The 24,166-nt window shown below is 53.5% G+C and carries 23 protein-coding genes; 16 read left to right on the forward strand and 7 right to left on the reverse strand.

Features of this window, described 5'->3' with window-relative positions:
* Nucleotides 1-118: 118 nt before the first annotated feature.
* Complete coding sequence (locus NST26_RS12695) at nucleotides 119-742, forward strand: hypothetical protein (protein WP_340953544.1); 624 nt, start codon at nucleotides 119-121, stop codon at nucleotides 740-742.
* 72 nt (nucleotides 743-814) lie between these two features.
* Here the strand turns inward: NST26_RS12695 and NST26_RS12700 are convergent, their stop codons facing one another.
* Complete coding sequence (locus NST26_RS12700) at nucleotides 815-1,432, reverse strand: nitroreductase family protein (RefSeq protein WP_340953543.1); 618 nt, start codon at nucleotides 1,430-1,432, stop codon at nucleotides 815-817.
* Between the two features lie 323 nt (nucleotides 1,433-1,755).
* On the opposite strand from NST26_RS12700, the gene NST26_RS12705 reads away from it, so the two are divergent.
* From NST26_RS12705 to NST26_RS12755, 11 genes are all read left to right on the forward strand, one after another.
* Complete coding sequence (locus NST26_RS12705; RefSeq protein WP_036729594.1) at nucleotides 1,756-2,193, forward strand: DUF1641 domain-containing protein; 438 nt, start codon at nucleotides 1,756-1,758, stop codon at nucleotides 2,191-2,193.
* A 31-nt stretch (nucleotides 2,194-2,224) separates the two neighbouring features.
* Nucleotides 2,225-3,403 (forward strand): NAD(P)/FAD-dependent oxidoreductase, encoded by a 1,179-nt coding sequence (locus tag NST26_RS12710; RefSeq protein WP_340953541.1) that lies wholly within the window; start codon nucleotides 2,225-2,227, stop codon nucleotides 3,401-3,403.
* A 165-nt stretch (nucleotides 3,404-3,568) separates the two neighbouring features.
* Entirely contained in the window at nucleotides 3,569-4,198 is a 630-nt protein-coding gene (locus tag NST26_RS12715) for an SGNH/GDSL hydrolase family protein (RefSeq protein WP_036729589.1), read from the forward strand.
* Between the two features lie 96 nt (nucleotides 4,199-4,294).
* On the forward strand, nucleotides 4,295-5,041 hold the full coding sequence (gene map / locus NST26_RS12720; protein ID WP_036729586.1) for a type I methionyl aminopeptidase: 747 nt from the start codon (nucleotides 4,295-4,297) through the stop codon (nucleotides 5,039-5,041).
* 81 nt (nucleotides 5,042-5,122) lie between these two features.
* The gene (locus NST26_RS12725) at nucleotides 5,123-5,482 is read left to right on the forward strand and encodes a carboxymuconolactone decarboxylase family protein (RefSeq protein WP_051478342.1); all 360 of its coding nucleotides are present in this window, start codon (nucleotides 5,123-5,125) and stop codon (nucleotides 5,480-5,482) included.
* A 107-nt stretch (nucleotides 5,483-5,589) separates the two neighbouring features.
* Nucleotides 5,590-6,012 carry an Rrf2 family transcriptional regulator gene (locus NST26_RS12730; protein ID WP_036729584.1) on the forward strand — a complete coding sequence of 141 codons (423 nt, stop codon included), beginning with the start codon at nucleotides 5,590-5,592 and terminating at the stop codon, nucleotides 6,010-6,012.
* A gap of 386 nt (nucleotides 6,013-6,398) precedes the next feature.
* A complete protein-coding gene (locus tag NST26_RS12735; protein WP_340953538.1) occupies nucleotides 6,399-6,947 on the forward strand; it encodes a GNAT family N-acetyltransferase in 549 nt (182 codons plus the stop codon).
* A 30-nt stretch (nucleotides 6,948-6,977) separates the two neighbouring features.
* Nucleotides 6,978-7,373, forward strand: coding sequence for a hypothetical protein (locus NST26_RS12740; RefSeq protein ID WP_339255915.1), 396 nt, complete (start codon nucleotides 6,978-6,980; stop codon nucleotides 7,371-7,373).
* 30 nt (nucleotides 7,374-7,403) lie between these two features.
* On the forward strand, nucleotides 7,404-8,069 hold the full coding sequence (locus NST26_RS12745; protein WP_339255917.1) for a DUF4085 family protein: 666 nt from the start codon (nucleotides 7,404-7,406) through the stop codon (nucleotides 8,067-8,069).
* Between the two features lie 245 nt (nucleotides 8,070-8,314).
* Nucleotides 8,315-9,181, forward strand: coding sequence for a VOC family protein (locus NST26_RS12750; protein WP_339255919.1), 867 nt, complete (start codon nucleotides 8,315-8,317; stop codon nucleotides 9,179-9,181).
* A 181-nt stretch (nucleotides 9,182-9,362) separates the two neighbouring features.
* Nucleotides 9,363-11,393 (forward strand): Na+/H+ antiporter, encoded by a 2,031-nt coding sequence (locus tag NST26_RS12755; protein WP_340953536.1) that lies wholly within the window; start codon nucleotides 9,363-9,365, stop codon nucleotides 11,391-11,393.
* A 112-nt stretch (nucleotides 11,394-11,505) separates the two neighbouring features.
* Here NST26_RS12755 and NST26_RS12760 read toward each other — a convergent pair whose 3' ends face one another.
* The 3 genes from NST26_RS12760 to NST26_RS12770 all read right to left on the reverse strand — a co-directional run bounded on the left by NST26_RS12760 (nucleotide 11,506) and on the right by NST26_RS12770 (nucleotide 13,418).
* On the reverse strand, nucleotides 11,506-11,943 hold the full coding sequence (locus NST26_RS12760) for a threonine/serine exporter family protein (protein ID WP_036729575.1): 438 nt from the start codon (nucleotides 11,941-11,943) through the stop codon (nucleotides 11,506-11,508).
* A 27-nt stretch (nucleotides 11,944-11,970) separates the two neighbouring features.
* Nucleotides 11,971-12,738 carry a threonine/serine exporter family protein gene (locus NST26_RS12765; RefSeq protein ID WP_209877711.1) on the reverse strand — a complete coding sequence of 256 codons (768 nt, stop codon included), beginning with the start codon at nucleotides 12,736-12,738 and terminating at the stop codon, nucleotides 11,971-11,973.
* Between the two features lie 98 nt (nucleotides 12,739-12,836).
* Nucleotides 12,837-13,418 carry a YitT family protein gene (locus tag NST26_RS12770; RefSeq protein ID WP_339313896.1) on the reverse strand — a complete coding sequence of 194 codons (582 nt, stop codon included), beginning with the start codon at nucleotides 13,416-13,418 and terminating at the stop codon, nucleotides 12,837-12,839.
* Between the two features lie 116 nt (nucleotides 13,419-13,534).
* Between NST26_RS12770 and NST26_RS12775 the strand changes: the two genes are divergently transcribed.
* Complete coding sequence (locus tag NST26_RS12775) at nucleotides 13,535-13,750, forward strand: hypothetical protein (RefSeq protein ID WP_036729570.1); 216 nt, start codon at nucleotides 13,535-13,537, stop codon at nucleotides 13,748-13,750.
* Between the two features lie 12 nt (nucleotides 13,751-13,762).
* Here the strand turns inward: NST26_RS12775 and NST26_RS12780 are convergent, their stop codons facing one another.
* Nucleotides 13,763-14,635 carry a helix-turn-helix transcriptional regulator gene (locus tag NST26_RS12780; protein ID WP_340953531.1) on the reverse strand — a complete coding sequence of 291 codons (873 nt, stop codon included), beginning with the start codon at nucleotides 14,633-14,635 and terminating at the stop codon, nucleotides 13,763-13,765.
* Nucleotides 14,636-14,803: 168 nt separating this feature from the next.
* Between NST26_RS12780 and NST26_RS12785 the strand changes: the two genes are divergently transcribed.
* Nucleotides 14,804-16,798: a glycoside hydrolase family 127 protein gene (locus tag NST26_RS12785; protein WP_340953530.1), complete on the forward strand. Its 1,995-nt coding sequence runs from the start codon at nucleotides 14,804-14,806 to the stop codon at nucleotides 16,796-16,798.
* Nucleotides 16,799-16,889: 91 nt separating this feature from the next.
* Here the strand turns inward: NST26_RS12785 and NST26_RS12790 are convergent, their stop codons facing one another.
* Entirely contained in the window at nucleotides 16,890-19,325 is a 2,436-nt protein-coding gene (locus NST26_RS12790; RefSeq protein ID WP_340953528.1) for a GH36-type glycosyl hydrolase domain-containing protein, read from the reverse strand.
* A gap of 105 nt (nucleotides 19,326-19,430) precedes the next feature.
* The gene (locus tag NST26_RS12795) at nucleotides 19,431-20,486 is read right to left on the reverse strand and encodes a LacI family DNA-binding transcriptional regulator (RefSeq protein ID WP_339255931.1); all 1,056 of its coding nucleotides are present in this window, start codon (nucleotides 20,484-20,486) and stop codon (nucleotides 19,431-19,433) included.
* A gap of 232 nt (nucleotides 20,487-20,718) precedes the next feature.
* On the opposite strand from NST26_RS12795, the gene NST26_RS12800 reads away from it, so the two are divergent.
* Both NST26_RS12800 and NST26_RS12805 read left to right on the forward strand, forming a co-directional pair.
* The gene (locus NST26_RS12800) at nucleotides 20,719-22,545 is read left to right on the forward strand and encodes a cache domain-containing sensor histidine kinase (protein WP_340979238.1); all 1,827 of its coding nucleotides are present in this window, start codon (nucleotides 20,719-20,721) and stop codon (nucleotides 22,543-22,545) included.
* The gene (locus tag NST26_RS12805) at nucleotides 22,520-24,154 is read left to right on the forward strand and encodes a response regulator transcription factor (protein ID WP_340953526.1); all 1,635 of its coding nucleotides are present in this window, start codon (nucleotides 22,520-22,522) and stop codon (nucleotides 24,152-24,154) included. The genes NST26_RS12800 and NST26_RS12805 overlap by 26 nt, the downstream gene beginning before the upstream one ends.
* Nucleotides 24,155-24,166 lie beyond the last annotated feature (12 nt).

The raw sequence follows: 24,166 nt of genomic DNA on the forward strand, positions 1-24,166 counted from the left end.
TGCGTTTTCCTTAGAATCTGCCGAATTCAAATCCCGCTGCCTTTGCTGTATAATGAAAAGGATGGTTTCAATGCTGCGTAGACTCCGGCAGCTTTGCCTGGAGGGAAAGGAAACGGAAATGAGCTTGTATGCAATGAAGCTTGAGGAACTCGGCAGCGGGCTGCTGAAGTCCTTTTTGGAGGATAATTATATATGTGCAGGCTATCCCGGTACGGGAGATCTGGAGAAGCATAGCAGAGAAGAGATCATCAGCAAGCTGGCTGCCGCCGGCTATCACGGGCAGGAGCTGGAGGGTGCAACCCATACTCTGGATACCTTCGTCAATGCGATGCAGGATGGGGATTATGTGCTGATCGCCGATGAAGAATGGGTGTATCTCGGGGACCTTGGCGATTACTTCTATGATACCCGGCACAGCGGCGCAGAGGATAGTACAGCCCACCGGCGCGGTGTCACCTGGCTGAAGAGTCTGCCACTCGCTGCGGTTAATCCGGCTGTAGCAGGGCTGCTTGCCTCTGACAGCAGAATAACTGCCTATTCAGGAGTGCTGCCCGCAGCCCGAATGGATCTTTGGCTAGAGAATCAGGCCGGGGATAGCGGAAGTGCCGCCGGGGCCTGTCCGGTTCAGGTGGATGAAGCTACAGTAGCGCAGGCGCTGGCTGTCCTGAAGGCAGCCTTGAACAGCACGGATGTAGAGCGGCAGGAGCGTGCGGCTGTGGCGATTTTGCAGTATGCGCGGTGAGTATGGATTGAGAATACGGCAGGATGATATAGACAAGGGTCTTTCGGCATAGTAGCCGGAAGACCCTTTTTATTAGATGAATTCAACAAACTCATTGACCGGCTTGCGATAACCACGCGGTCTGATCTTGTGCTGGTTATCCTTGCCGATCGTAATCAGCATCACCGGAACCATATGGTCGCCGAGACGGAGGGTAGCCTTCACAGCCTCCGGATCAAAGCCGATCATCGGGCAGGTATCCCAGCCCTTATCCTTGGCAATCAGCATGAACTGCATCGCCGACAGAGAAGCATTGCGGATCGCTTCATCCCGCTGGAACGCATCATTCCCGGTATAAGCATCGTTGATAGATTGAATGGTTTGCTCGTATGCATCCTCGCTCATCGCTCCCAGCAGCTTAAGCCCGCTATAGATTTCTGGAGCCTGCAGGTAGGCATTTTTGTCACCCAGCACCACAATAACAGCAGAAGCGGTGTGAATCTTGTATTGGCCATACGCGTCCTTGCGGATGGCTTCCTTTACGTTGTCATCGCTGATCACCTTATAATGGGTGTGTTGAAGATTATAAGCCGAGGGAGCCAGACGTGCCAGGGAGAACATCTCTTCGAGCTCACTCTGCGGAATGGTAACACCTTCCACGAAATTATTAGCCGATCTGCGGGACTGCACCAATTCGGAAAAAGTACTCATAAGTCATTACCTCCATCTAATATGTATGCTGCTTAGTAATAATCAATTGCTGATATTAATTAATAAACTTACATTTAGTTACTTGCTTAAGATATCACGACTCTTTGTATACGTCAATGAGGAAAAACATAATAATTTGTAAATTTAACCTGATTAAACGACTGGGTTCGATAAAACCGATGATGAAGTGATAATAATCACAAAAATAGGTTGCAAAGGTAAAAAGATTGTGACAATAATAACAAAGAGAGTGTTATAATAGTCACATAGTTTCACCTGGATGTCATTGTGCAAGAATACGATTTGTAAAAGGAGACTTCGATATGTCAGAAACCGTTACCCAAACCCTGCCTGAACAAGAAATACCAGAAGCAGCTCTTCCTAGAGAGGATGTGCTGAAAGAGCTTTTGAAGCCGGAGGTGCAGCAATCTCTGATTCTTTTGGTAGAGCAGCTGCCGCAGATCACACAAATGGTCAGTGTATTGTCCAAATCACTAGATTTTGTGCAGTCGGTTGCCACGGATGAAGTACTTAAGAATGATACAGTCGGTGCGATTAAGGAAATGGCGGGTCCTGTGGTGGGCACTGCCAAGAATCTGGCGGCTACTGTTATTGAAGCGAAAGACCGCGCGGAAGCAAGCAGCGAAACAGTCAGCCTGTTCGGCATGATGAAGATGATCAAGGACCCGCAGGTACAGAAGGCTCTCCGGTTCATGAATGCCTATCTGCAGGTCAGCGGTGAACGTCAATCGGGCAAATAAGCCCGTAATACTTAATGATGGAGGAATTATCATGTCAAAACATATAGTGATCCTAGGTGCAGGCTACGGCGGCCTGCTTAGTGCCTTAACCATTCGTAAATATATGAGCAAAGCGGAAGCCAAAATAACAGTAGTCAATCAGTATCCTACACATCAGATTATTACGGAATTGCACCGGCTTGCAGCGGGCAGTGCGTCTGAACAGGCGGTTGCCATGCCGCTGGCGAAGCTGTTCGCCGGTAAAGATATTGATCTGAAAATCGCCAAGGTCAATTCGTTCTCCCCGGATAACAAGCAGGTTATTCTCTCGGACGGCGTCATGCTGACCTATGATGCTCTCGTTGTCGGTCTGGGCAGCACCACCGCATACTTTGGTATTCCGGGACTTGAAGAATACAGCATGGTGCTGAAATCAGCAGCAGATGCGCTGCGGATCCGCCGTCATATTGAAGACCGGATTCGTGACTACTCCAAAACCCGCAACGCAGCAGATGCAACGATTCTGATCGGCGGCGGCGGACTGACTGGCGTAGAGCTGGTAGGCGAAATTGCCGATATTCTGCCTAAGCTGACGAAGCAATATGGAGTGAATCCTGCTGAGATCAAGCTTCTGCTTGTTGAAGCGGGTCCGAAGATTCTCCCTGTCCTGCCGGATCATCTGATTGAGCGCGCTACAGCCAGCCTGGAGAAGCGCGGGGTGCAATTCCTGACGGGTCTTCCGGTTACGAAGGTGGCCGATAATAAGATTGATCTCAAGGATGGGCAGCAGATTGTGGCGAACACCTTCGTCTGGACCGGCGGGGTACAGGGCAATCCGCTGGTTGGCGAATCCGGTCTTGAAGTCAACCGCGGCCGGGCCACGGTGAATGAGTTCCTGCAGTCCACTTCACACCCTAATGTATTTGTAGCCGGAGACAGCGCTGTTGTCTTTGCACCGGATGGCCGTCCTTATCCGCCAACGGCACAGATCGCCTGGCAGATGGGTGAGCTGATTGGCTACAATCTGTTCGCTTATCTTAATGATAAACCGCAGGAAGCCTTCAGCCCGGTCAATTCCGGCACACTCGCCAGCCTCGGACGCAAAGACGGGGTAGCCATTGTCGGCGGTAACTCCACTCCGCTGAAGGGGCTACCGGCAACGCTGATGAAGGAAGCCAGCAATATCCGTTACTTGACTCATATCCACGGCTTGTTCAGCCTGGCCTATTAATCATCTATCCTTAGATCCCCCTGGGGCTGTCATATGGCAGTCTGAGGGGGTTTTCTGTTTAAATAGAAGGAATAATTTTCAATGAAAACGTGTCCGCAGGAAAGCCGATTTGCTATAATGATCATGTTTACATACTATAGATGTTTTCATAGGAGGATTTCAGGCATGCCATTTCAAAAGAACGATATCATCCTGTTTCAGGGGGATAGTATCACAGATTGTGGACGCAATTACGCCGATGCCTCATCGCTGGGTGTAGGTTACGCGCTGATGGCGGGTGCCCGGCTTGGCCTTCAGTATGCGGAGAAGAATCTTACGTTCCTGAACCGCGGAATCAGCGGCAACCGGGCGGTCGATCTGCAGGAGCGCTGGGAGAGGGATTGTCTTGCGCTGAAGCCAACCTGGGTGTCTATCTATATTGGCATAAATGATACCTGGCGGTGGTATGATTCCGGGCAGGAGACTACAGCGGCTGAATTTGAGACGTCCTACCGTGATCTGATTGAACGGACCAAGCAGCATCTGGATGCCAAGCTGGTGCTGGTGGAGCCGTTCGTATTGCCGGTGCCGGAAGACCGCAAGGGCTGGCGTCAGGATCTGGACCCCAAAATCCACGTAGTCCGTGAGCTGGCCCGTGAATACGGCGCTGTACTCGTGCCGCTGGATGGCCTGTTCGCAGCGGCATCCGTCAAGGCTGAACCTGCCTACTGGGCGGCGGATGGCGTACACCCTTCGCCTGCCGGACATGCCTTAATCGCCGATGCCTGGATGAAGGCTGTAGGTGCAATAAGCTAAGAAGTACGTTGATTTCACTCTGCGTAACAAGGCTGTTATACTTGTAGGATACATACTCAAGGTGAAGCTTTGATAACGAGAGGAATGTGAGCAGGGATGACGAGCGATACGCTCCAGGATATGCAAGGACTGAAAGCGGCGGGTGCAGTGGTAGGCCACACCATCGCCGAGATGAAGAAAAGTGTGGTTCCCGGAATGACGACTGCGGAGCTGGATGAAGTGGGGGCGAAGATTCTCAACCATTTTGGCGCAAAATCTGCTCCAAAGGTAACCTACAACTTCCCCGGAACGACCTGTATCAGTGTGAATGAAGAGGTAGCGCATGGAATTCCGGGACAACGTGTCATTCAGGCCGGAGATCTGATCAATATTGATGTCTCCGCCGAGCTGAACGGTTATTTTGGCGATGCCGGGGTATCGTTTCAATTGCCTCCTTATAATGAGAAGCTGATTCACCTCTGCCGGAGTACGGAAGAGACCATGATGAGCGTGATTAATCATCTCCGGGCGGGCATGAAGGTGAACGAGATCGGCCGGGTTATGGAGTCCGAAGCGCGGAAGCGCGGCTATAAAGTCGTGCGTAACCTGTGCAGCCACGGCATTGGCAAAGCGTTGCATGAGAAGCCGTTTGAGATTCTGCCCTTCTATAATCCGCGTGTAACGACGGTGCTGAAAGAAGGCCAGGTCATTACCATCGAACCGTTTCTGTCCACAGGCACTGATTTCGTAGAGCAGCAGCCGGATGGCTGGACACTCAGCGTTGCCGACAACAGCCGCGTGGCCCAGTTTGAGCACACAATTGTGGTCACCAAGGGCAAGCCGATTATTTTGACTAGTGCTTGAAGATATATAGGAATATTTAACAGTTGTAATGTATGCATTACGCAAGAAACCCTCATACTAAAGATGATGTTATCATATGGAATGCAAGAATCTGTTTCCAGAATCGGAGGGTTAATTAAAGTGGATAATGTACCGCAAGTCAGTCATGCCTTTATGACATTTATGAAGGAAGCGCCGGAGCAGCAAAAGGCCCTTGGCGAAATTGTGAAGAAGCTGGATGCCGCAAGCAGCCTGGATGCCAAAACCGAGGAGATTGCCTATATTTCCGTACTTGCGGCGGTTAGGCTGGAGAGCGGACTGCCCTTTCATGTCAAGCATGCCAAAGCGCTCGGCGCAACCCGTGATGAGATCATCAGCGCAGTGCTGCTGCCCCTTCCGGCAGTGGGTAATGTGGTGATTCAAGCCCTGCCGGTGGCATTGCAGGCGTATGACAGTGAATAGTGTTCTGTTGTCTGCAAACTCCTCATGGGATTGACAATTGCTCTAAATGTAACTATTATAGTTGCATCTGGCGGAAGCATTCCGGCCAGTGTGAAGGAGTGATTGACATGAACATTAGCACGCGGTTTGCGGTGGCTATTCATATTCTAACCTTAATTGACAGCAACAAAGACGGCAAAAGCACCTCAGAGTGGATCGCCGGTAGCGTGAATACGAACCCCGTAGTGATTCGCCGCCTTACGGGTATGCTGAATAAGGCAGGACTTGTGGAGGTTCGTCCCGGTGTGGCCGGAGCGAAGCTTGCCCGCAGTGCAGCTGATATTACGCTGCTGCAGATTTATAAGGCGGTGAATGCGGTGGAAGAGGACTCCCTGTTCTCTGTCCATGAGCATCCGAACCCGGAGTGTCCGGTAGGCAAGAACATTGCAGGCGCTATTGTTCCAGTATTCTCTCTTGCACAGAAGGCGATGGAGAATGTGCTGCAGGAGGTCACCCTGGATCAGATCGTTCATCAGCTTCCTGTGGCTTGAGACAGGATCTGATGTACGTAAATTTAAGGAAACCTTCAGCCCCGTTTTATGTTTTTTTAAGGTTCGGGGAGTATAGTGAAGTTCTCCACCCCCCAGTGGAACCATTTGTGGAAGACCCCGCCGTGCCTCGGCAGGGTCTTTCTTTGATCCTTGCGGAATTCTGTCTATTTTCATTAAACCTTTATGTGTTTTTCATCTGGGCTTAAGCTTCGCTCAGTATAGTAGACCCATGACCCCCTTACAATAGACTTTTGGCCCTGCCGGTTACCGGCGGGGCCACTTTTTTTGATGAGCAGCTGCTTGGTGCTGACTTTACACTTCAATTTCTATCGTTTAGACTGACACATATGTGACAGGACTAGAGGAATATAAGGAGTGATCTCATAATGATTCTTTTTCAGAACGGCGACCTCAGTGTCCGCAGGCTGGAACAGGAGGATGCACCGCTGCTCGTACGATGGCTCTCGGACCCTGCAGTGCTGGAGTATTATGAAGGCCGGGACTGTCCGCATGATCTGGAACGGGTACAGAAGCATTTTTATGAAAGTGAAGAAGAGGGATTATACCGTGGAATCGTGCAGTTCATGGGTCAGGATATAGGTTATATCCAGTTCTATCCTGTTGGCAGGGAAGAGCTGACGGAGTACGGCTACGCAGATTATACGGGAAAGGTCTACGGAATGGATCAGTTCATTGGTGAGCCGCAGCTATGGAGCCAGGGGATAGGTTCGCTACTGGTAGGTGGGATGGTGAAGCATCTGCTCGAAGCAGAGCAGGCAGACCTCATTGTGATGGACCCGCAGTGCTGGAATCACAGGGCACTCAGAGTCTATGAGAAAATCGGATTTGTACGCAGGAAGCTTTTACCGGAGCATGAACTGCATGAAGGGGAGTGGAGGGACTGTTGGCTCCTTACTTATACTCCTGCACATTGATTCAAGCATACATATAAGGAGATTTTGCCCATGAAGAACAATTATACCATCCTGGGAGCTGCTCTGATTCTGGGCCTGTGTCTGGTTGCCGGCAGCTTCGTAATCGGAGATCGGATTAGAGCGGGCTACGAGATGCAACTGCCGACACCTGCCGGAGCGCAGACGGAAAGCCAAGCTGAGGACCATCCGTTGATGACACTTGCAGAGACTGCACAGTTCCTGCGTCTGAGTGAAGATCAGGTGAAGAATATTATGAAGGCGGAGAATGCAATGTTGCGTAATGATGGACCCTTCGAGGGGACAAAGCTCCCTTATCTCAGAATAGATAACGAGTTCCTGTTCAATAAGCAGCAATTGACGGTCTGGATTCTGGCCGCTACGCAGGAGCACAGGGTATACGCGGGGGAGAAGCTGGCCGGGAATTAAGGATCGCTACAGAGTGGAGGAAGCTTCAGGATGAAATTTTTCACTATACCCTGGTATGAAGAAATGCAGGTGCGCGGGTTCATGGTCTTCCCGGAGACGGAGCAGGACTGGCTGGAGGATGTGGCCTGGCATGTGGCAGAGGGGATCAGCTATGAGGAGCGGGCCAAGGATTTTCTGGAATATATGAAAAAAGATCTGCTGAAATATCTACCCGGGTACTTCCACGCTTCAATACATGACGGAACGATAAATTCCACTTATCCTGCGCCTGAGTTCAAGCAACGGGCCTTGCAGTGGGGCAGGGAATATGATGAACGGGTGCAGGCGATCTTCAGAGAATACCGCAAAGGGTACGAAGCCATTAAGCATGAACTCCCGGAGAGCGCCGTACAGTTAGTCGAGAAGAGTCTGCATGACGCCAGAGTGATCTCCTATACTATGCCTACAGAAGGTGTGCTGGAGATGATTCTGGACTGCGGCGGGGCAATGCATTACCAATGTGAGATCAAGCTAAAGTTCAAAGGTGTGAGCGGACTACGCTTGCCTGAACCGCTTGAAAAGAAATATTGGCTGTATGACGAGATCTATGCCGCGGAGCAGGGGTTCGAGCTTCGGGTTCTAATGGATTCCCCGCCAAGTGAACTAAGAATTACTGCACAGGATGTATTGATAGAGATCCTTGGTGAATCTCAATAACGAAATGACTGCTTCGGAGTCTGGCCTGTCGGCTGGGCTTTTTTTGTAGACTCTAATGTGTATTGTAAAAGTAATTGACAAACATATAGATCGCAACTATACTTAAGTAAGTTAATGTGTAACGGAAATTGAAATTACCTTTGCATGGACAGGATAGGAACAGTCAACACTAACCGTTATTATGCGTGCTTTGGTACCAGGGACTTTATTTGAATTAGCCTATATTCATTTCAGGGGGGATTCCTATGACAGCAACAGCTATATTACCACAACAACTGGAAATTGGACTTGTACAGATCCGTGTAAGTCATTTGGAGCGCTCGCTCAGCTTTTATCAGAATGTAATCGGACTGAAGATTCTGCGGCAGCAAGGGCGCGTGGTAGAGCTGACGGCGGATGGCCAGCAGGTGCTGCTTGTCCTGCGGGAGATTGAGCAGGCTCAGGTGCTGCGCCGGAACTCGGTGGCCGGACTATACCATTATGCGATTCTGCTGCCGGACCGGCCTTCTCTGGGACTGGTGCTGCGCAATCTGATCGACTCCGGGATTTCGGTCGGCCAGGGGGATCATCTGGTCAGCGAAGCTCTATACATCGAAGACCCTGATCATAACGGAATCGAGCTGTACCGCGACCGGCCCCGTGACACCTGGAAGTATGAAGCAACAGGCAATGTGGTCATGACCACCGATCCGGTGGATGTGGACGGTCTGCTGGCTGCATCGGAGGGCCTGAGCTGGACCGGGCTGCCTGCGGGCACTGTAATGGGTCATGTTCACTTCCATGTGGGCGATCTGGCAGAGGCCAAGAAATTCTATGTGGATGCGCTTGGATTCACGGTGACCGCCCATTACGGCGATGCGGCCATGTTCATTTCGGCTGGAGGCTATCATCATCATATGGGACTGAATACCTGGGCTGGAAAAGGGGCTCCGGCGGCTCCTGCGAATGCAGCGGGCATCGATTATTTTACACTATTGCTCCCTGACATTCAGGAAGTGCATGAAGTGGTTGAACGTGTGAAGCGTGCCGGATACCGTGTGGAAGAAGAGGGCGGTATCATTACTCTAAGGGACCCGTGGAATATAGGCATACAGCTGCTAGTGAAACGCTAAAATAACAGGGCGGACAGCATCGCGTTAATATTTACTGCTAGACCAGCGGCGGAAGCCGTGAATGATAAGGCAACGGAAGGTACGGGCGGAGAATTGTAATTTCCGCTGTGCCTTCCGTTTGTTGACGTTAGCCGGGTCATTGCAATAATATAATTGATTATCAGACGGGGAGATGATGGAATTGGAGACTTTTCTGGCTGTGCTGTTGATGCTTGGATTAATCGCCGTATCGAATATCTTGAACCGCTTCATTCCGTTTGTCCCGGTTCCCCTGATTCAGATCGGACTAGGAATCATTGCTGCACTAATTCCGACGGGAATACATATGCACTTCGAGCCTGAGCTGTTTTTTGTATTATTCATTGCTCCGCTGCTCTTCAATGACGGGCGGCGGACGCCGCGCGGTGAGTTGTGGAACCTTAGGGCACCGATTCTGCTGCTGGCGCTGGGACTTGTATTTGTCACGGTATTTGTGGCGGGCTATGCGATTAACTGGATGATTCCCTCGATTCCGCTGGCAGCTTCCTTCGCACTGGCGGCTATTCTGTCTCCTACGGATGCGGTAGCGGTAAGCGCGCTGGCTGGACGGGTTCATCTTCCCAAAAGCATCCACCGGATTCTCGAAGGAGAATCGCTGATGAACGATGCCTCCGGCCTGGTCGCCTTTAAATTTGCGATTGCAGCCATGGTTACCGGCGTGTTCTCTCTGCCTAAGGCCTCGTTTAGCTTTGTGCTGATTGCCGCAGGAGGACTGCTGCTTGGTGCAGTGCTGTCATTCCTGCTGATCCGGCTCAGCGTGTTCATCCGCAGGTTCGGTATGGAGGATGTGACCATCCATGTGCTGTTGCAGATCCTTACGCCGTTCATTATTTATCTGATCAGCGAGGAGATCGGGGTCTCGGGCATTCTGGCCGTTGTGGCAGGAGGTGTCATGTACGCCATTGAGAAGGACCGGGCCGTCTCTCCGCAATATAAGCTTCAGCTTGTATCTGCCAGTACCTGGTCAGTGCTGCTGCTGGTGCTGAACGGGCTGGTCTTCCTGATTCTCGGTGTGTCCGTTCCGGATGTGATCGAGGTGATTTACCGGGATCAGACGCTGAATAACTTCATGGTTGCCGGCTATGTTCTGGCGATCACGGCGCTGCTGATTGTGCTGCGTTTTCTGTGGGTCTATGGTTACTCCTTATGGGAGAGCAAGCGGCTGAAGGCAGAGAAGGCCCCGCTGAAGTCACAGATTATTACCTCGATCTCAGGGGTGAGGGGGGCTGTAACCCTTGCAGGTGCCTTCTCCATTCCGCTGGTGCTTGGGGACGGGGTGACACCTTTTCCGGAGCGGGATCTCATTATTGCGCTGGCGGCAGGTGTGATTCTGATGTCGCTGGTCATCGCCAGCATCTTCCTTCCGCTGCTTGCGGACAGTGAAGAGACCGTAGTTCAGAGCGCCGGAGCTGTATACGGGAATACGGAGCTGGCGGCCAGAAATGTGGTCATTGATGCCGGGATGTCGATGTTGCGCAGCTTGGTCTCTGAGAGCCCGGAGCGCTCAACACAGCCTGTGCTGCTGGAATTTACAGATAAGGTTGACAGACTATGTGCTGCAAGACCGGATCATGACCCGGCCCATGAGCAGTTCCTCCGTCTGGGTGTCGAGGCACGCAAGAGTGCGCTCGAAGCCGAACGCACGGAGTTGCGGCGGATCATGGAGAACGGGGCGCTGCCGGAGCCTGTTGCCGTGAAGATGGAGGAGCTGCTGGATCATACGGAGTCTCTGCTGTGCAAACGGCTGAATACGCAGATTAAATTCTCTTTAACAGAAATTCAGCGGCTGTTCTCTGGACTGTTCTCAGGTAAACTCAGCGGGGAAGAAGGACAGCTCGCCCTGCAGAATGCCGAAAGTGCGCGGACGGCAAAGATTGCGATGTGCCAGGCGGCAGTATCCGCCGTTAGTGCAGGAATGAGTGATGAGAACCGGCTCGCCTCGCAGAAGGTCATCGACAAGTACGAACGGCTGGAATCCAGGCTGGAGCAGGGGGAAGGCTGGAGCAATGACGGCGTACTGGATGATGACAAGCTGGAACTGAAGCTGCAGGCGATTCAGGAGCAGCGGAATACCGTGCAGGAGATGTATCAGAACGGGGCAATTAATCTTAAGATTGCCGGCAGGCTGCGGCGGTTCGTCGATCAGCTCGAAACCTCAATCTGGGAGGATTAGACTGTTAGAGCGCCGGTGTTGCAATATATTTTACCTGATACAATATACAAAGCCCGCTTGCGCAGGGACCCGGGGTCCTTGCTGCAAGCGGGCTTGTCTGTGAAATGGAGCCTTACGGTTGTTTGGGCAATTTCTTGATACGCAAAAACATCTGTCCGAGCACCTCGCTTAGCACCAGACCGGCCGCAATGGCTCCGGACAGCAGGAGCGCCTGAACCCCATACTGGATGCCGAGGTTATTATCATTCTCCACGAACCTCCGCATGGCATCATACGCAAGACCGCCCGGCACAAGCGGGATGATGCCGCCGACACTGAAGATAATGACGGGCATCTTGAAGGAACGCGCAAAAAACTGGCTGATCAGTCCGATCACAACGGTAGCACCAAAGGTTGCGACGACAGTATCGGAACTGTAATCCAGCAGCAGGTACAGCATCCAGCCGATCATTCCGGCGAAGCCGCATTGCAGCAGCGCGCGCACCGGTGCATTGAATAGAATGCAGAAGGTTGAGGCAGCGATGAAACTGGTGATCAATTGCAAAATCATGGCAGGACGACCTCTTTCAAGTGGGTGTTAAAAAATGGACAGGACCAGCCCGATGCCGGTCCCGATGGCGAACGCAGTCAGAAAGGCGTCGGCACCTTTGGAGATGCCGGATACCAGATGCCCGGCCATCAGGTCACGGACCGCATTGGTGATGAGCAGCCCCGGTACGAGCGGCATTACACAGCCGATAATAATCTTGTCCATCTCCCGTCCCACGCCGAGCTTGACGGAGAAGAAGGCCAGCAGACCGATAATGAAGGAAGCAATGAATTCCGCGAAGAAGCGAAACTGCACCAGACGGTGAAGATAAGTGGCCGCTGCGAAGCCTGTACCAGAGATCAGCAGCGACGGCAGAGCATCCTGCAGGCTGCCCTTGAACATGACCGTGAAGCAGGCTCCGGTCAAGGCTGCCGCTGCGATCTGTACCCATACCGGGTAAGCATGGGCTGCGTCATCGACGATGCCCAGACGCTCCCGCGCTTCTGCGGCTGTCAGCTGGCGTTCGGTCAGCCGCCTGGAGATGTCATTGACCTCGGATACCTTTTGCAGGTCTGTCGTCCGTTCGGCGATCCGGAACAGCTTTACCGGCTCGGTCCGGCTGGTGGTGAACATAATGACCGTCGGCGTGACATAGCTATGCGCACCGGGGAAGCCGAGTGCCGCCGCCATCCGGCTCATGGTATCCTCCACACGGTAGGTCTCTGCACCGCTCTGCAGCATGATCTTGCCTGCCAGCAGGCACAGATCGACAATGTCATGTATGGAAGTGTTGCTATTCGTGCTTGTACTATCCAACTTCGCTAATCCTCCCCGGGAATGTTATCTATTCGATTGTCGCCTGAAAGTCTGAAAATTTCAACCTTTATTCATAGCATCCGGCAAATTCCGGGTTTTTACTCTTCCAGCGTGCATAATCCCGTAGCGACCCCTCCTGAAACAATCGTCAGAATCGAATGGAAAAAGGTCTCCTTGGAGATCAGAATTCCGCCAGCGCCGATGATCAGGAAGTCCGTCAGGAAGATAATCAGGCCGACATTCAGCGGCAGGTAGCGTTGGATGAATCTGGCGAGGAGGTCTGTTCCGCCTGTGCTGGCTTTGAAGCGCAGCATCAGCCCGAGTCCGGTACCCATCAGGAAGCCGCCGATAATGGCGCTTGAGATGGAGCCCAGCTCAATATAGTACAGGAAGTAATACTGAAGCGGAAAGAGCAGCTCGATCAGCAGGGAGGAAGCCAGCAGACCCAGAATGCTGTTGTAGAAGATCTCCCGTTGCCGGAACCAGGCCAGCAGGAAGATAGGCAGACTGCATAGCATAATGCACAGTCCGATTTTGGTGCCGGAGATATAATTAATAATGAGGGCAATGCCGATAATTCCTCCATCGAGGATTTTATAGGGGACCAGGAAGAAGTTCGTTCCTGTTGCAATCAGCAGGCTGGCCAGCAGAATAATAATATAGCTTGGGAAGGATCGCATAGTCAACATCTCCGGAATTGAGGCATGTCTTAATCTTTATGCGCCCATTTGGAAAAAAATAGCTAAAAATTCTGCGCTGCCCGAATCAATTGACCATAAAGCAGGTGAAGTCTGAAATGGGTTATTTCTATAAAATACTGGAGACCGATATGGAGCTGCTGGCTGCTGCACTATCGGAGGTGCCGGTGGCAGTGTTGCTGAAGAGCGGACCGGAGCAGCAGCTGGAAGCGGGCCCGATCAGAGCCTACACGCCCCAGTCCGTACGGATTCGCGGGTTATCCTACTGCCGGGAATTGCACGAGTTCCGCATCCTTGCCCCGGGTTCCGCCTAAGGGCATTCATGCTCAGCGGGAATATCGCTTGCGGAAGCGCAGCGGAGAGATTCCGACCTTGCGGCTGAAGCGCCGGGAGAAGTAAGCTGTACTCTCGAAGCCGGTGCGCTCTGCGATTGCCGCGATCGGGATCTCTGTCTTAAGCAGCAGAAGCTTGGCCTGCTCCAGCCGGTAATCGGTCAGGTACTCCATGGGCGTAAGCCCGTAGACACGCTTCATGCAGCGGGCCAGGTAATTGTAGTGAAAATGCAGGGCATCCGCCAGAGAGGTATTCGTGACTTCTTCCATATAATGATTCCGCAGATAGGCCTCCGTCTGCTCGGCAATCTCGTCTGCCTGGCTTCCGGCCGTATCTTGCCGGGCCAGATCCATCGTCCGCAGCATCTCCTCGAAGATGCGCTGCTGCTGCCACACGGCGCTTGAGCGCCTGCTATGGTTCAGCTGCAGCAACTGCCCTGCCTGGCCGCTTCGTGCGAAGGGGGCAGGTAGCGGTCCGAACTGGGGAATACGGATGGTATAAGGGTGGGTAAGAAACTGCCGGAAATGCGTTTCCCGGTCCGCATATACCGGCTCACCCGCTGATTCCGTCCATTCTCCCACCGTGTGAAAATGAACCCAAGTGAAGATCGTCTCTGCATCACACGGCTGCACTGAATAATGGTAGCGGTCAGGCAGCAGCAGCAGGGTATGCCCGGCGCCCACTGCCCATTCTGTATGCTCCTCTCCAATATGCAGGCATCCCTGTTCCACGATGATCAGATCGAATTTGCCCATACGGCTGCGGTTCGGATGCTGGTCTCCAGGCAAATAGACGGTACGGCCGCATTCCAGGAAATAGGGGAAGGGTGGTGCGGCCAGATGAATATAGGAAGAATTAAGTGTCATTAGCAGCTCCTTGGAAAGGCATGTGTCCTGAATTAACTTCGCTAAGCCTTATATAAAAGTTGTGTGAAATAGTACAAAAACGGGGTTGTTTATGCTTCTGTTTTTGTTATATTGTACCGTCTATAATGGCAATTAGCGAGGACGAAATGCTGAAGAGGAGATGCTACAATGAGTCAATTTGAAGGTGCAAAGGTTCGGACAACCGTTCAACCAGATCATTCCGGTCATTCGGATCAGGGAGGCCACAGAGTGCACGTTCAGGATGAATTCTGGGGCCGTTATATCCGGTTGGTGCAGGAGACAGTGATTCCTTATCAATATGAGGCGCTTCATGACCGCGTGGCCGGGGCTGAACCGAGCCATGCCATTGCCAATTTTGAAATCGCTGCCGGAAGAAGACAGGGTAAGTTCGGGGGCATGGTCTTCCAGGACAGCGATGTAGCCAAGTGGCTGGAGGCAACGGCTTATTCCCTCAGCATCCGGCGGGACCCGGAGCTGGAACGCCAGGCGGACGAGGTGATCGATCTGGTAGGAGAAGCACAGCAGGCCGACGGATACCTGAACACTTACTTCACTGTCAAGGAACCGGGCAAGCGCTGGACGAATCTCCAGGATTGCCATGAACTGTATTGCGCCGGACATTTCATCGAAGCTGCAGTGGCTTATTATGAAGCGACCGGTAAGGACAAGCTGCTGAGTATTATGCGCCGTATGGCCGATCATATCGACTCTGTCTTCGGAACGGAGGAAGGCAAGCTGAAGGGCTACGACGGTCATCAGGAGATTGAGCTGGCGCTGGTGAAGCTGTACCGGCTGACAGGGGAAGAGAAGTATCTGAAGCTCAGCCTCTTCTTCATTGACCAGCGCGGGCAGGAGCCGAACTTCCTGCGCCAGGAATGGGAGGGCCGGGGCAGGGTTACACATTGGGGCGGCCAGACGGATCAAATCGATATGGCCTACAATCAGTCCCATATACCGGTCCGTGAGCAGACGGTAGCCATAGGCCACTCTGTCCGCGCCGTCTATATGTATACCGCCATGGCCGACTTGGCCCGCCTGACCGGAGATGAAGCACTTCGCGAGGCGTGCCTGCGCCTGTGGAACAATATGACAGAGAGACAGATGTATATCACTGGCGGAATCGGCTCCACCCATCACGGCGAAGCATTCACCTTTGATTACGATCTGCCTAACGATACGGTCTATGCGGAGACCTGTGCTTCGATCGGGCTGATCTTTTTTGCCAGACGAATGCTGGAATTGACTCCAGATAGCCGTTATGCCGATGTGATGGAGCGTGCGCTCTATAATAATGTACTCGGCTCGATGGCGCAGGACGGCAAGCATTATTTCTACGTCAATCCGCTGGAGGTCTGGCCGCAGGCCTGCACCTGTAATCCCGGCAAACAGCATGTGAAGGCGCAGCGCCAGGGCTGGTTCGGCTGTGCCTGCTGCCCGCCGAATGTGGCGCGCCTGCTGACCTCATTGAATCAGTATATCTACACTGAACACAGCGATACGCTCTATACGAATCTGTATATCGGAAGTGAGCTTATAACCCTACTTGGAGGAACAGAGGTGAAGGTCACTCAGTCCAGCAAGCTTCCATGGGAGGGCATAGTCACACTGAAGGTTGATCCTGCGGAAGCCGGGGTGTTCGGTATCGCCCTGCGTATTCCATCGTGGAGCAGCGGAAAGGTCCGGATCAGCGTCAATGGCGGGCTCCTTCCAGCACTTGATGCTTTGGAGCAGGGTTATGCGGTAATCCGCAGGGAATGGCAGCCCGGTGACATAGTGGAGCTGATGCTTCCAATGGAAGCGCACCGTGTATACGCCCACCCGGAACTGCGGGCTAATGCCGGGAAGACGGCTATTCAGTACGGGCCGCTGGTCTATTGTCTGGAATCTGCGGATAACGGCGAGCCGCTAAGCTCAATATCTCTAAGCAAGGAGGGCAGGTTCAAGGAGGCTTACGATGAAGAGCTGCTTGGCGGAGCTGTAGTAATCCGGGCGGAGGGCTACAGGGTGGAGGAACAGAGCTGGAGTGGCGGACTCTACGGCAGTACCAGGGCGGCAGTACAGCCGGTGGAAGTAACGGCAATTCCGTACTATCTGTGGGGCAACCGTGGCAGCGGAGAGATGAAGGTGTGGATACCGGAGTAATTCCGGGGCCGCCTGTCCATGAACGAACAACCCGGTTGTACCGCCTAAGCGGACAACCGGGTTGTTATGCTTTTTTAGGAGTGATAGATAATTAGCCGAGAGTGACTACAACCTGATGAACAGCACCGTCGCCTACAGGAGCGATAATGTTGCCTTCCACGGCAGCGCCGTCGAGGGTCAGGCTGGCTACGCCTTTAGATACATGGTTCGGATTCTGGATCGAGATTACATAAGTGTCGCCACGGAAGACGCGGGTAATCTCGAAGCCGTCCCATTCTGCAGGGATACAAGGGTCAACCTTGAGCCCGGCAAAGTCGGCCTGAATCCCCAGGATGGACTGTGTAATCGCTACATAGTTCCATGCTGCTGTTCCTGTCAGCCAGGAGTTCTTCGCTTCGCCGTGACGTACAGCATCTTTACCGGCGATCATCTGGGAGTACACATAAGGCTCCATCCGGTGCACTTCGCTGATGTCCTCCAGATAGGCCGGAGCGATTTTTTTGTAGATTTCAAAAGCTCTGTCGCCGTGTCCAAGGACCGTCTCCGCAATCATGATCCAAGGGTTGTTATGGCAGAAGATCCCGGCATTCTCTTTGTAGCCCGGAGGGTACGTGGAGATTTCACCCAGGTTCAGATAGTACTTGGAATACGGAGGCTGCTGCAAAACGATACCATAGTCCGTATCCAGACGTTCCTGCACGGAAGTCAGGGCGCGGGCTGCTTCACCGTTCTCTACACCGATTCCGGCCATTACGCACATGCCTTGCGGCTCAATGAAGATCTGGCCTTCCTCGTTCTCCTTGCTGCCGATCTTGTCGCCATAGTGGTCATAAGCGCGCAGGAACCAGTCGCCGTCGAAGCCGTGGGACAACGTGATGGCACTCATGTTCTCGATCTTGGCAACAGCGTCAGCGGCTACATCATCCAGTCCGCGCATCCGGCAGATCTCGGCATAGTCCGGTCCAACGAAGACGAACAGACCTGCAATGAACACGGATTCCGCTACGCCGCCTGCGATATTCTCCGTAGTCTGGAACGATTCGCCCGGTTCGGTGGAGAAGCAGTTCAGGTTCAGACAGTCATTCCAGTCCGCGCGTCCAATCAGCGGCAGGCCGTGAGGCCCGAGGTTGTTCGTGACATGCTCGAAGCTCAGCTTCAGATGCTCGAACAGGGTTGCAGTGTGATCCGGATTGCTGTCAAAAGGAACCTGCTCATCAAGGATCGAATAATCGCCGGTCTCCTTAATATAGGCTGCTGTACCCGAGATCAGCCAGAGTGGATCATCATTGAAGCCGGAGCCGACTTCATTATTGCCCTTCTTGGTTAGCGGCTGGTACTGGTGATACGCGCTGCCGTCAGGGAACTGGGTAGCGGCGATATCGAGAATCCGTTCTCTGGCACGCTCAGGAATCTGGTGGACGAAGCCGAGCAAGTCCTGGTTGGAGTCACGGAAGCCCATACCGCGGCCAATCCCGGATTCGAAGTACGATGCGGAACGGGACATGTTGAAGGTCACCATACACTGGTACGGATTCCAGATGTTCACCATCCGGTTCAGCTTGTCGTCCCCGCTCTTAATCTGATATTTGGACAGCAGGTTATCCCAGTGTGCAGCCAGAACTGCAAGGGCGGCATCCACCTGGGCATCGGTAGCGAACTGATCGATGACAGCCTGGGCCGGCTTTTTGTTAATAACGTTCAGGGCTTCCCATTTCTCATCCTCAGGGTTCTCGATGTAGCCGAGCACGAAGATGAAACTTTGAGCTTCGCCCGGCTCCAGCGTGATGTCAAGGGCGTGGGAGCCGATCGGCGACCAGCCGCTGGCGACAGAGTTAGTAGCTTCACCGGCAGCAACCGCCTGCGGAGCATCCAGGCCATTGTACATGCCCACGAACGATTCGCGGTCCGTATCGAAGCCGGCAATTTCTTTATTTACAGAATAGAAGGCGTAGTGGTTTCTGCGCTCGCGGTATTCTGTTTTGTGATAAATGACGGAATCCTTCACTTCTACTTCGCCGGTGCTGAGGTTACGCTGGAAGTTGGTCATATCATCATTGGCATTCCACAGGCAGAACTCGGCAAAAGAGAACAGCTTCACGGTCTTCTTCACATCGCCTGTGTTCTTAACAACCAGACGGTGGACTTCCGCATTATGGCCCATCGGTACAAAAGCAAGCTGATTCACGGAAATGCCGTTACGCTCGCCTGTAATAGAAGTGTAGCCCAGACCGTGGCGGCATTCGTAGAAGTCGAGATCCCGCTTCACTGGCATCCAGCCCGGGGTCCAGAAGTCCCCGCCATCGTACAGGTAGTAATAGCGGCCGCCGGTATCCAGCGGAATATTGTTATACCGGTAACGGGTAAGTCTTCTCATCCGCGCATCGCGGTAGAAGGTATAGCCCCCGGCAGTATTAGAGATCAGGCCGAAAAACTGCTCGTTGCCGAGGTAGTTAATCCAAGGATAAGGTGTTTTGGGGGTGTTGATTACATACTCTTTGCGGGTGTCGTCAAAAGTTCCGAATTTCATGAGAGACAAGTCTCCTTTCGATTGTGAACGCGCGTTTACAGAGCGGAGAAAAAATTCCCTCGGGGCAAGGGATTTTTCTGGATCTGTCTGAATCGGAGTGTAGCTCTACTTCTTCGGCGGCTGACAGGAATCTCGGGTAATCAGACGCGCCGGAAAACTGATGGTGCTGAAGGTAGGCTGCTGTGAATCACACAGCTCAATGACCTTCTCGACAGCGGCTTTGGACATTTCATAAATCGGCAGACGGACGGAGGTCAGCTTGGGATGAATCCGCGCAGCAAGCTGCACATCGTCGAACCCCGCAATGGAGATATCCTCCGGCACGGAAATGCCATGCTCCGAGAACGCTTCCATCGCCGAGATAGCCATATCGTCATTGGAAGAGAAGAAGGCTGTCGGCAGCGGGCCGCCGGAACTGAGCAGCTTTTTCACTTCCTGATAGGCGGTTTCCTTGAGAAAATCACCCTGAAGGACGAAGTCCTTCTGCAGGGCAAGTCCATGGCGCTTTAGCGTATTCTCGTAAGCCATGTAGCGCTCCCGTCCGGAATAAGTATTCATCCGTCCGCAGATCATGCCGATCTCCTGATGGCCGAGACCGATTAAGTACTCAATGGCTTCTACCGTACCTTCATAATCCTTGGAATTCACAATGGCGAGATGATTGCGGTCCAGATGCTCTGACATAATCTCTGAAATGTCATAATCGATCAGCACCAGCGGAGCGCTGAGACCGACCATTTCCCGTACGATCCCGATATCCTTCTGGGTGCCGACAATAATGCCGCCGTCAATCCGTTTCTGCAGGAAGGCCTGCTTGACCTTCAGGAAGTCGTCGGGAGAATAGACGGTGTGAATCAGAACATAACAGCCGCGGGCATTCGACGTATCTACCACAGCATCGACGAACGGGGCAAAATAATTGTTCTGATAGATCCGCGTCGCATTCTCCTTCTCGTTCATGCTGATGGCAAACAGCCCGATCGTGTCGGTCTTCTTGCCGGCCAGCGCCCGGGCGAAGCTGTTCGGCTCGTACTGATGCTGTTCAATCACCTTCAGCACCTTGGCCCGGGTCTCTTCAGGGACATTGGAATAGTTGTTGATCACACGGGATACGGTGCTTCGCGAAACCCCGGCTAGCTTGGCAATATCTTCGCTTCGCATAATGTACCCCCTCTAATGTAAACGCGCGTTTATGAGTTTATTGTAAAATAAACCGGTCCGCAGGTCAATCGTCCTCTGCAATATTTTTACCTAGGCATTCAAGCGGTTTCCACTTGCCGGATTCTCCGTTCTGCGTTACAAATAAATGCAGTAAACAAAATGTACCACGGGAAAGGCAGGAACAGATCATGATACAGGCATCCGCTTCGCATTTGAGCAAGGAGAAGGAGGGATGGCTATCTTTTACTCGCTGAAAAACCGACTGATCGCATTCTTCGTTGTGCTGCTTGTCTTGTCCTTCGGCACGATGTCGCTGCTGCTGTTCAATCAGGCGCGCTCGATTATCCGCTCTTATATCGAAACGTCGGCACTGGAGAAGATGGACGAATACGGGTCCTTTATTCATATGGCGCTCCAGCAGAGCTATGACTTGTCCTCTCTGGTCTATAACAGCGATATCACCCAGAAGTGGGATGCGATACTTACCCAGCCGGCTTCCACCGAAGGGCAGAGGATGCTGGCCAGCATCAACATGAGCAAGTTCCTGACCCAGACGACGAATAATTATTCGATCGTCTCCTCGGTCAACATCTACCGCAAGGAGGGGATGCGGGTCGGGGCCGAGAATCAGGTGGTGGCAGATAGCTCGTTTAGGCAGGAAGCGTGGTACCGCAACTTCATCGAACACAGCAATCACTGGGTTCCGGCCCATACCGATGAGGCGGAGATCAAGGGAGCTAAGCCATACGAGGTGGTGAGCCTGCTGCTGCCGATCGGGATCTTCGAGCCGTCCCTGGCCAAAAATGTGATGAAGGTCAACATCAAGGCGGAGTTCCTGCTGGAGCCGCTGAATCGTATACATTTGGGTGAAAGCGGTACCATTTTCCTGTTGAACCAGCAGGGCCATCCAATCCTGTCGCAGCAGGAGTACAGTACCTATCCCGAAGCGGCGAAGGAGGTTGAACGGGTCCGGGCAGGCCGTACGGCACAGGGGGTGGTCTACCTGAAGGATCAGAAGGGTGACTCGCATATTCTGGTCTACAAAAAGCTGGCCATCACCAACTGGCTGCTGGTCGGCTTCGTCTCGGAGCAGGACCTGTACGCCAATCTGTTCAAGCTCCGTAACAGCATTATAGTGTTTGCTTCGCTGATGCTGGCGGCTGCCTTTGCGCTGGCCTACTGGATCTCATCGGGCATTACCAAGCCGCTCTCGCGGCTGGTCTCGGCCATGCGCCATGTGCAGAAGGGCGACTTCGCCCAGGCGGAACGGCTGACCCCGCCGAAGCGCAGAATCCAGAGTGAGGTGGATTACGCCACCGATACCTTCCGCAATATGGTCCAGCAGCTACGCCATCTGATCCGTACCGAATTTGAACAGAAGCTCCTGCGCCAGCAAGCTGAATACAAGGCGCTCTTGATGCAGATCAATCCGCATTTCCTGTTCAATACGCTGGAGCTGATGAGCAGCCTGGCGATCCAGCAGCGCACGAAGGAGACGGTTACGGTCATAGAATCGCTGGGTAAAATGCTCAGGTTCTCGCTGCGGATCAGCGAGGATCTGATCCCGCTGCGCGAGGAGCTGAAGGTCGTGCGCTATTACATGTCCATCCTGGAGGTCCGCTTCGGTGCGGGTCTGGATCTGCGGCTGGACGAGGAGGAGGCGCCATACGATCTGGAGATCGTCAAGTTCCTGCTGCAGCCGCTGATTGAGAATGCGGTGAAGTACAGCTTCATTCACCAGGCTAAGGCCAAGGTACGGATTACCGTCAGAGCGGACAAGGACCAGCTGGTTCTCTCCGTCGCCGACAACGGAATCGGAATGGACCCGGAGCTGCTGCGCGAGCTGAAGGATCAGGCGATGCACCAGCAGCCGGAGCAGTTATTGCAGAGCATGACCCATCAGATTGGACTGCGCAATGTACTGGCCAGATGCCGGCTGTATTACGGAGGGCTCTTCACCCTAAGCATAGAATCAAGCAAGGAGGCGGGCACCTGCATCACGCTGGGCCTGCCCCTTCAGAGGAGGAATGACCATGTACCGCGTATTGATCGTGGATGATGAGCCGGAGATCCGCCAGGGCCTGCGGCTCAAGGCTGACTTTGCAGCGCTGGGCCTCAGCGTAACCGGAGAGGCGGGCAACGGCATGGAGGCCATGGAACGGCTGGCAGGCCAGGCGGTCGATATTGTCATTACGGATATGAACATGCCGGTGATGAACGGCGTATCGTTCCTGGACGATTGCCGCAGGCTGTACCCGGAGCTGAAGCTGGTAGTCATTACAGGCTATGAAGATTTCCATTATGCCAAGGCAGCGATCCGCAATCAGGCGCGTGATTATCTGCTCAAGCCGGTGGCCGCCGATGAGCTGACGGCCGTGCTTCAGAAGCTGAAGGACGAGCTGGATCAGGAGCGCAATGACCGTGACCGGCAGGCGGTGAATGAGTGGCGGCTGTCCCAGTACTACAAGGAGATGAAGGAGCATTTCCTGGTGCAGCTTGTCAAAGAGGAAGTGGAGCCGGTCCATGCGCTGAAGGAGCGCGCTGTGCTGTTCGAACTGGACGGCTGGGACCTGACGCAGGTGCGGTTCGTAACGGCCGGACTCCGTGAGCGTGCGGCGGCGGCGGTGCCGGAGCCTGGGCACGGCAAAGGTTCAGCGCTGCCGGAGCGTACGCCGGGCAAGCTGCGGCTGCCGTTCGAGCTGCTGACCAGGGAATTCGCGGGCAGCTCCGGGGAGCGCTGCCAGGTGCTGCGGGACCCGAGCTATCCAGGGCTGGTCCACTTCATTCTCCAGGATGCGCTGACCGATATGGACCGCTTCTGTGCAGAGCTGGCGGAATGCGTCGCCGCCCATCTGGGCTTCAATCCGGTGATCGGCTACAGCGGCGGGAAGCTTGGATTCCTCCGCTGGAAGGAAGGCTACCTGGAATCTTTGCTGGCCTGGAACCTCTCGGAGAATGCGGCCCAGCCGCCGGCCGAAGGAAGAAGCGAGCCGGGACTGGTGCTTACGGAGGAATTGACACGGACCCTGCGCAGGCTTCTGATCCAGGGGGAATGGGACGCCTTCGGGCAGAGCATCCGCCAGGAGCTGCAGCAGGCGTTCTCCCAGTCCCGCTCCTGCCTGGTGAAGCTGATCTTCCAGCTCTGCCTGCTCGTGGACGGGGCGGGTGCAGAGGCTGCAGACGTCAACATCCAGTCCCAGGAGCTATGGCTCTATCCTGAGGCGGTTCACAAGCTGGATTCGGTGGACAAGGCCGGACAATTCCTGCTGGAGCGGGCGGTCTCCGTGTACCGAATGATGCAGGGGGCCGGCGATGCCGAGGATTCGGTCATCCGCACAGCGACGCAATATATCGACAGCAACTACATGTATGATCTTAACCTGACCCAGCTTGCCAGACGGTTCAATTACAATTCCTCCTATTTCTCGGAGCTGTTCAAGGCCAAGGTGGGCCGGAGCTTCATGGTCTACCTGACTGACATCCGCATGGCCCAGGCCACGCATCTGCTGTTGACGACAACGCTTAACCTGTGGGATATCGCCGAGCTGACCGGCTTCTCGAATGCCAGCTACTTCAGCTCCAGATTCAAAAAAATGTATGGAACCTCCCCGTCGGACTTCCGCCAGCATCCACCTGAAAAATTCAGTAGTCAACAGCCGAAGAAATAGCATTCAAGCAAG

This window comes from Paenibacillus sp. FSL R7-0128 (assembly GCF_038002245.1).
Classification (GTDB): domain Bacteria; phylum Bacillota; class Bacilli; order Paenibacillales; family Paenibacillaceae; genus Paenibacillus_AQ; species Paenibacillus_AQ silagei.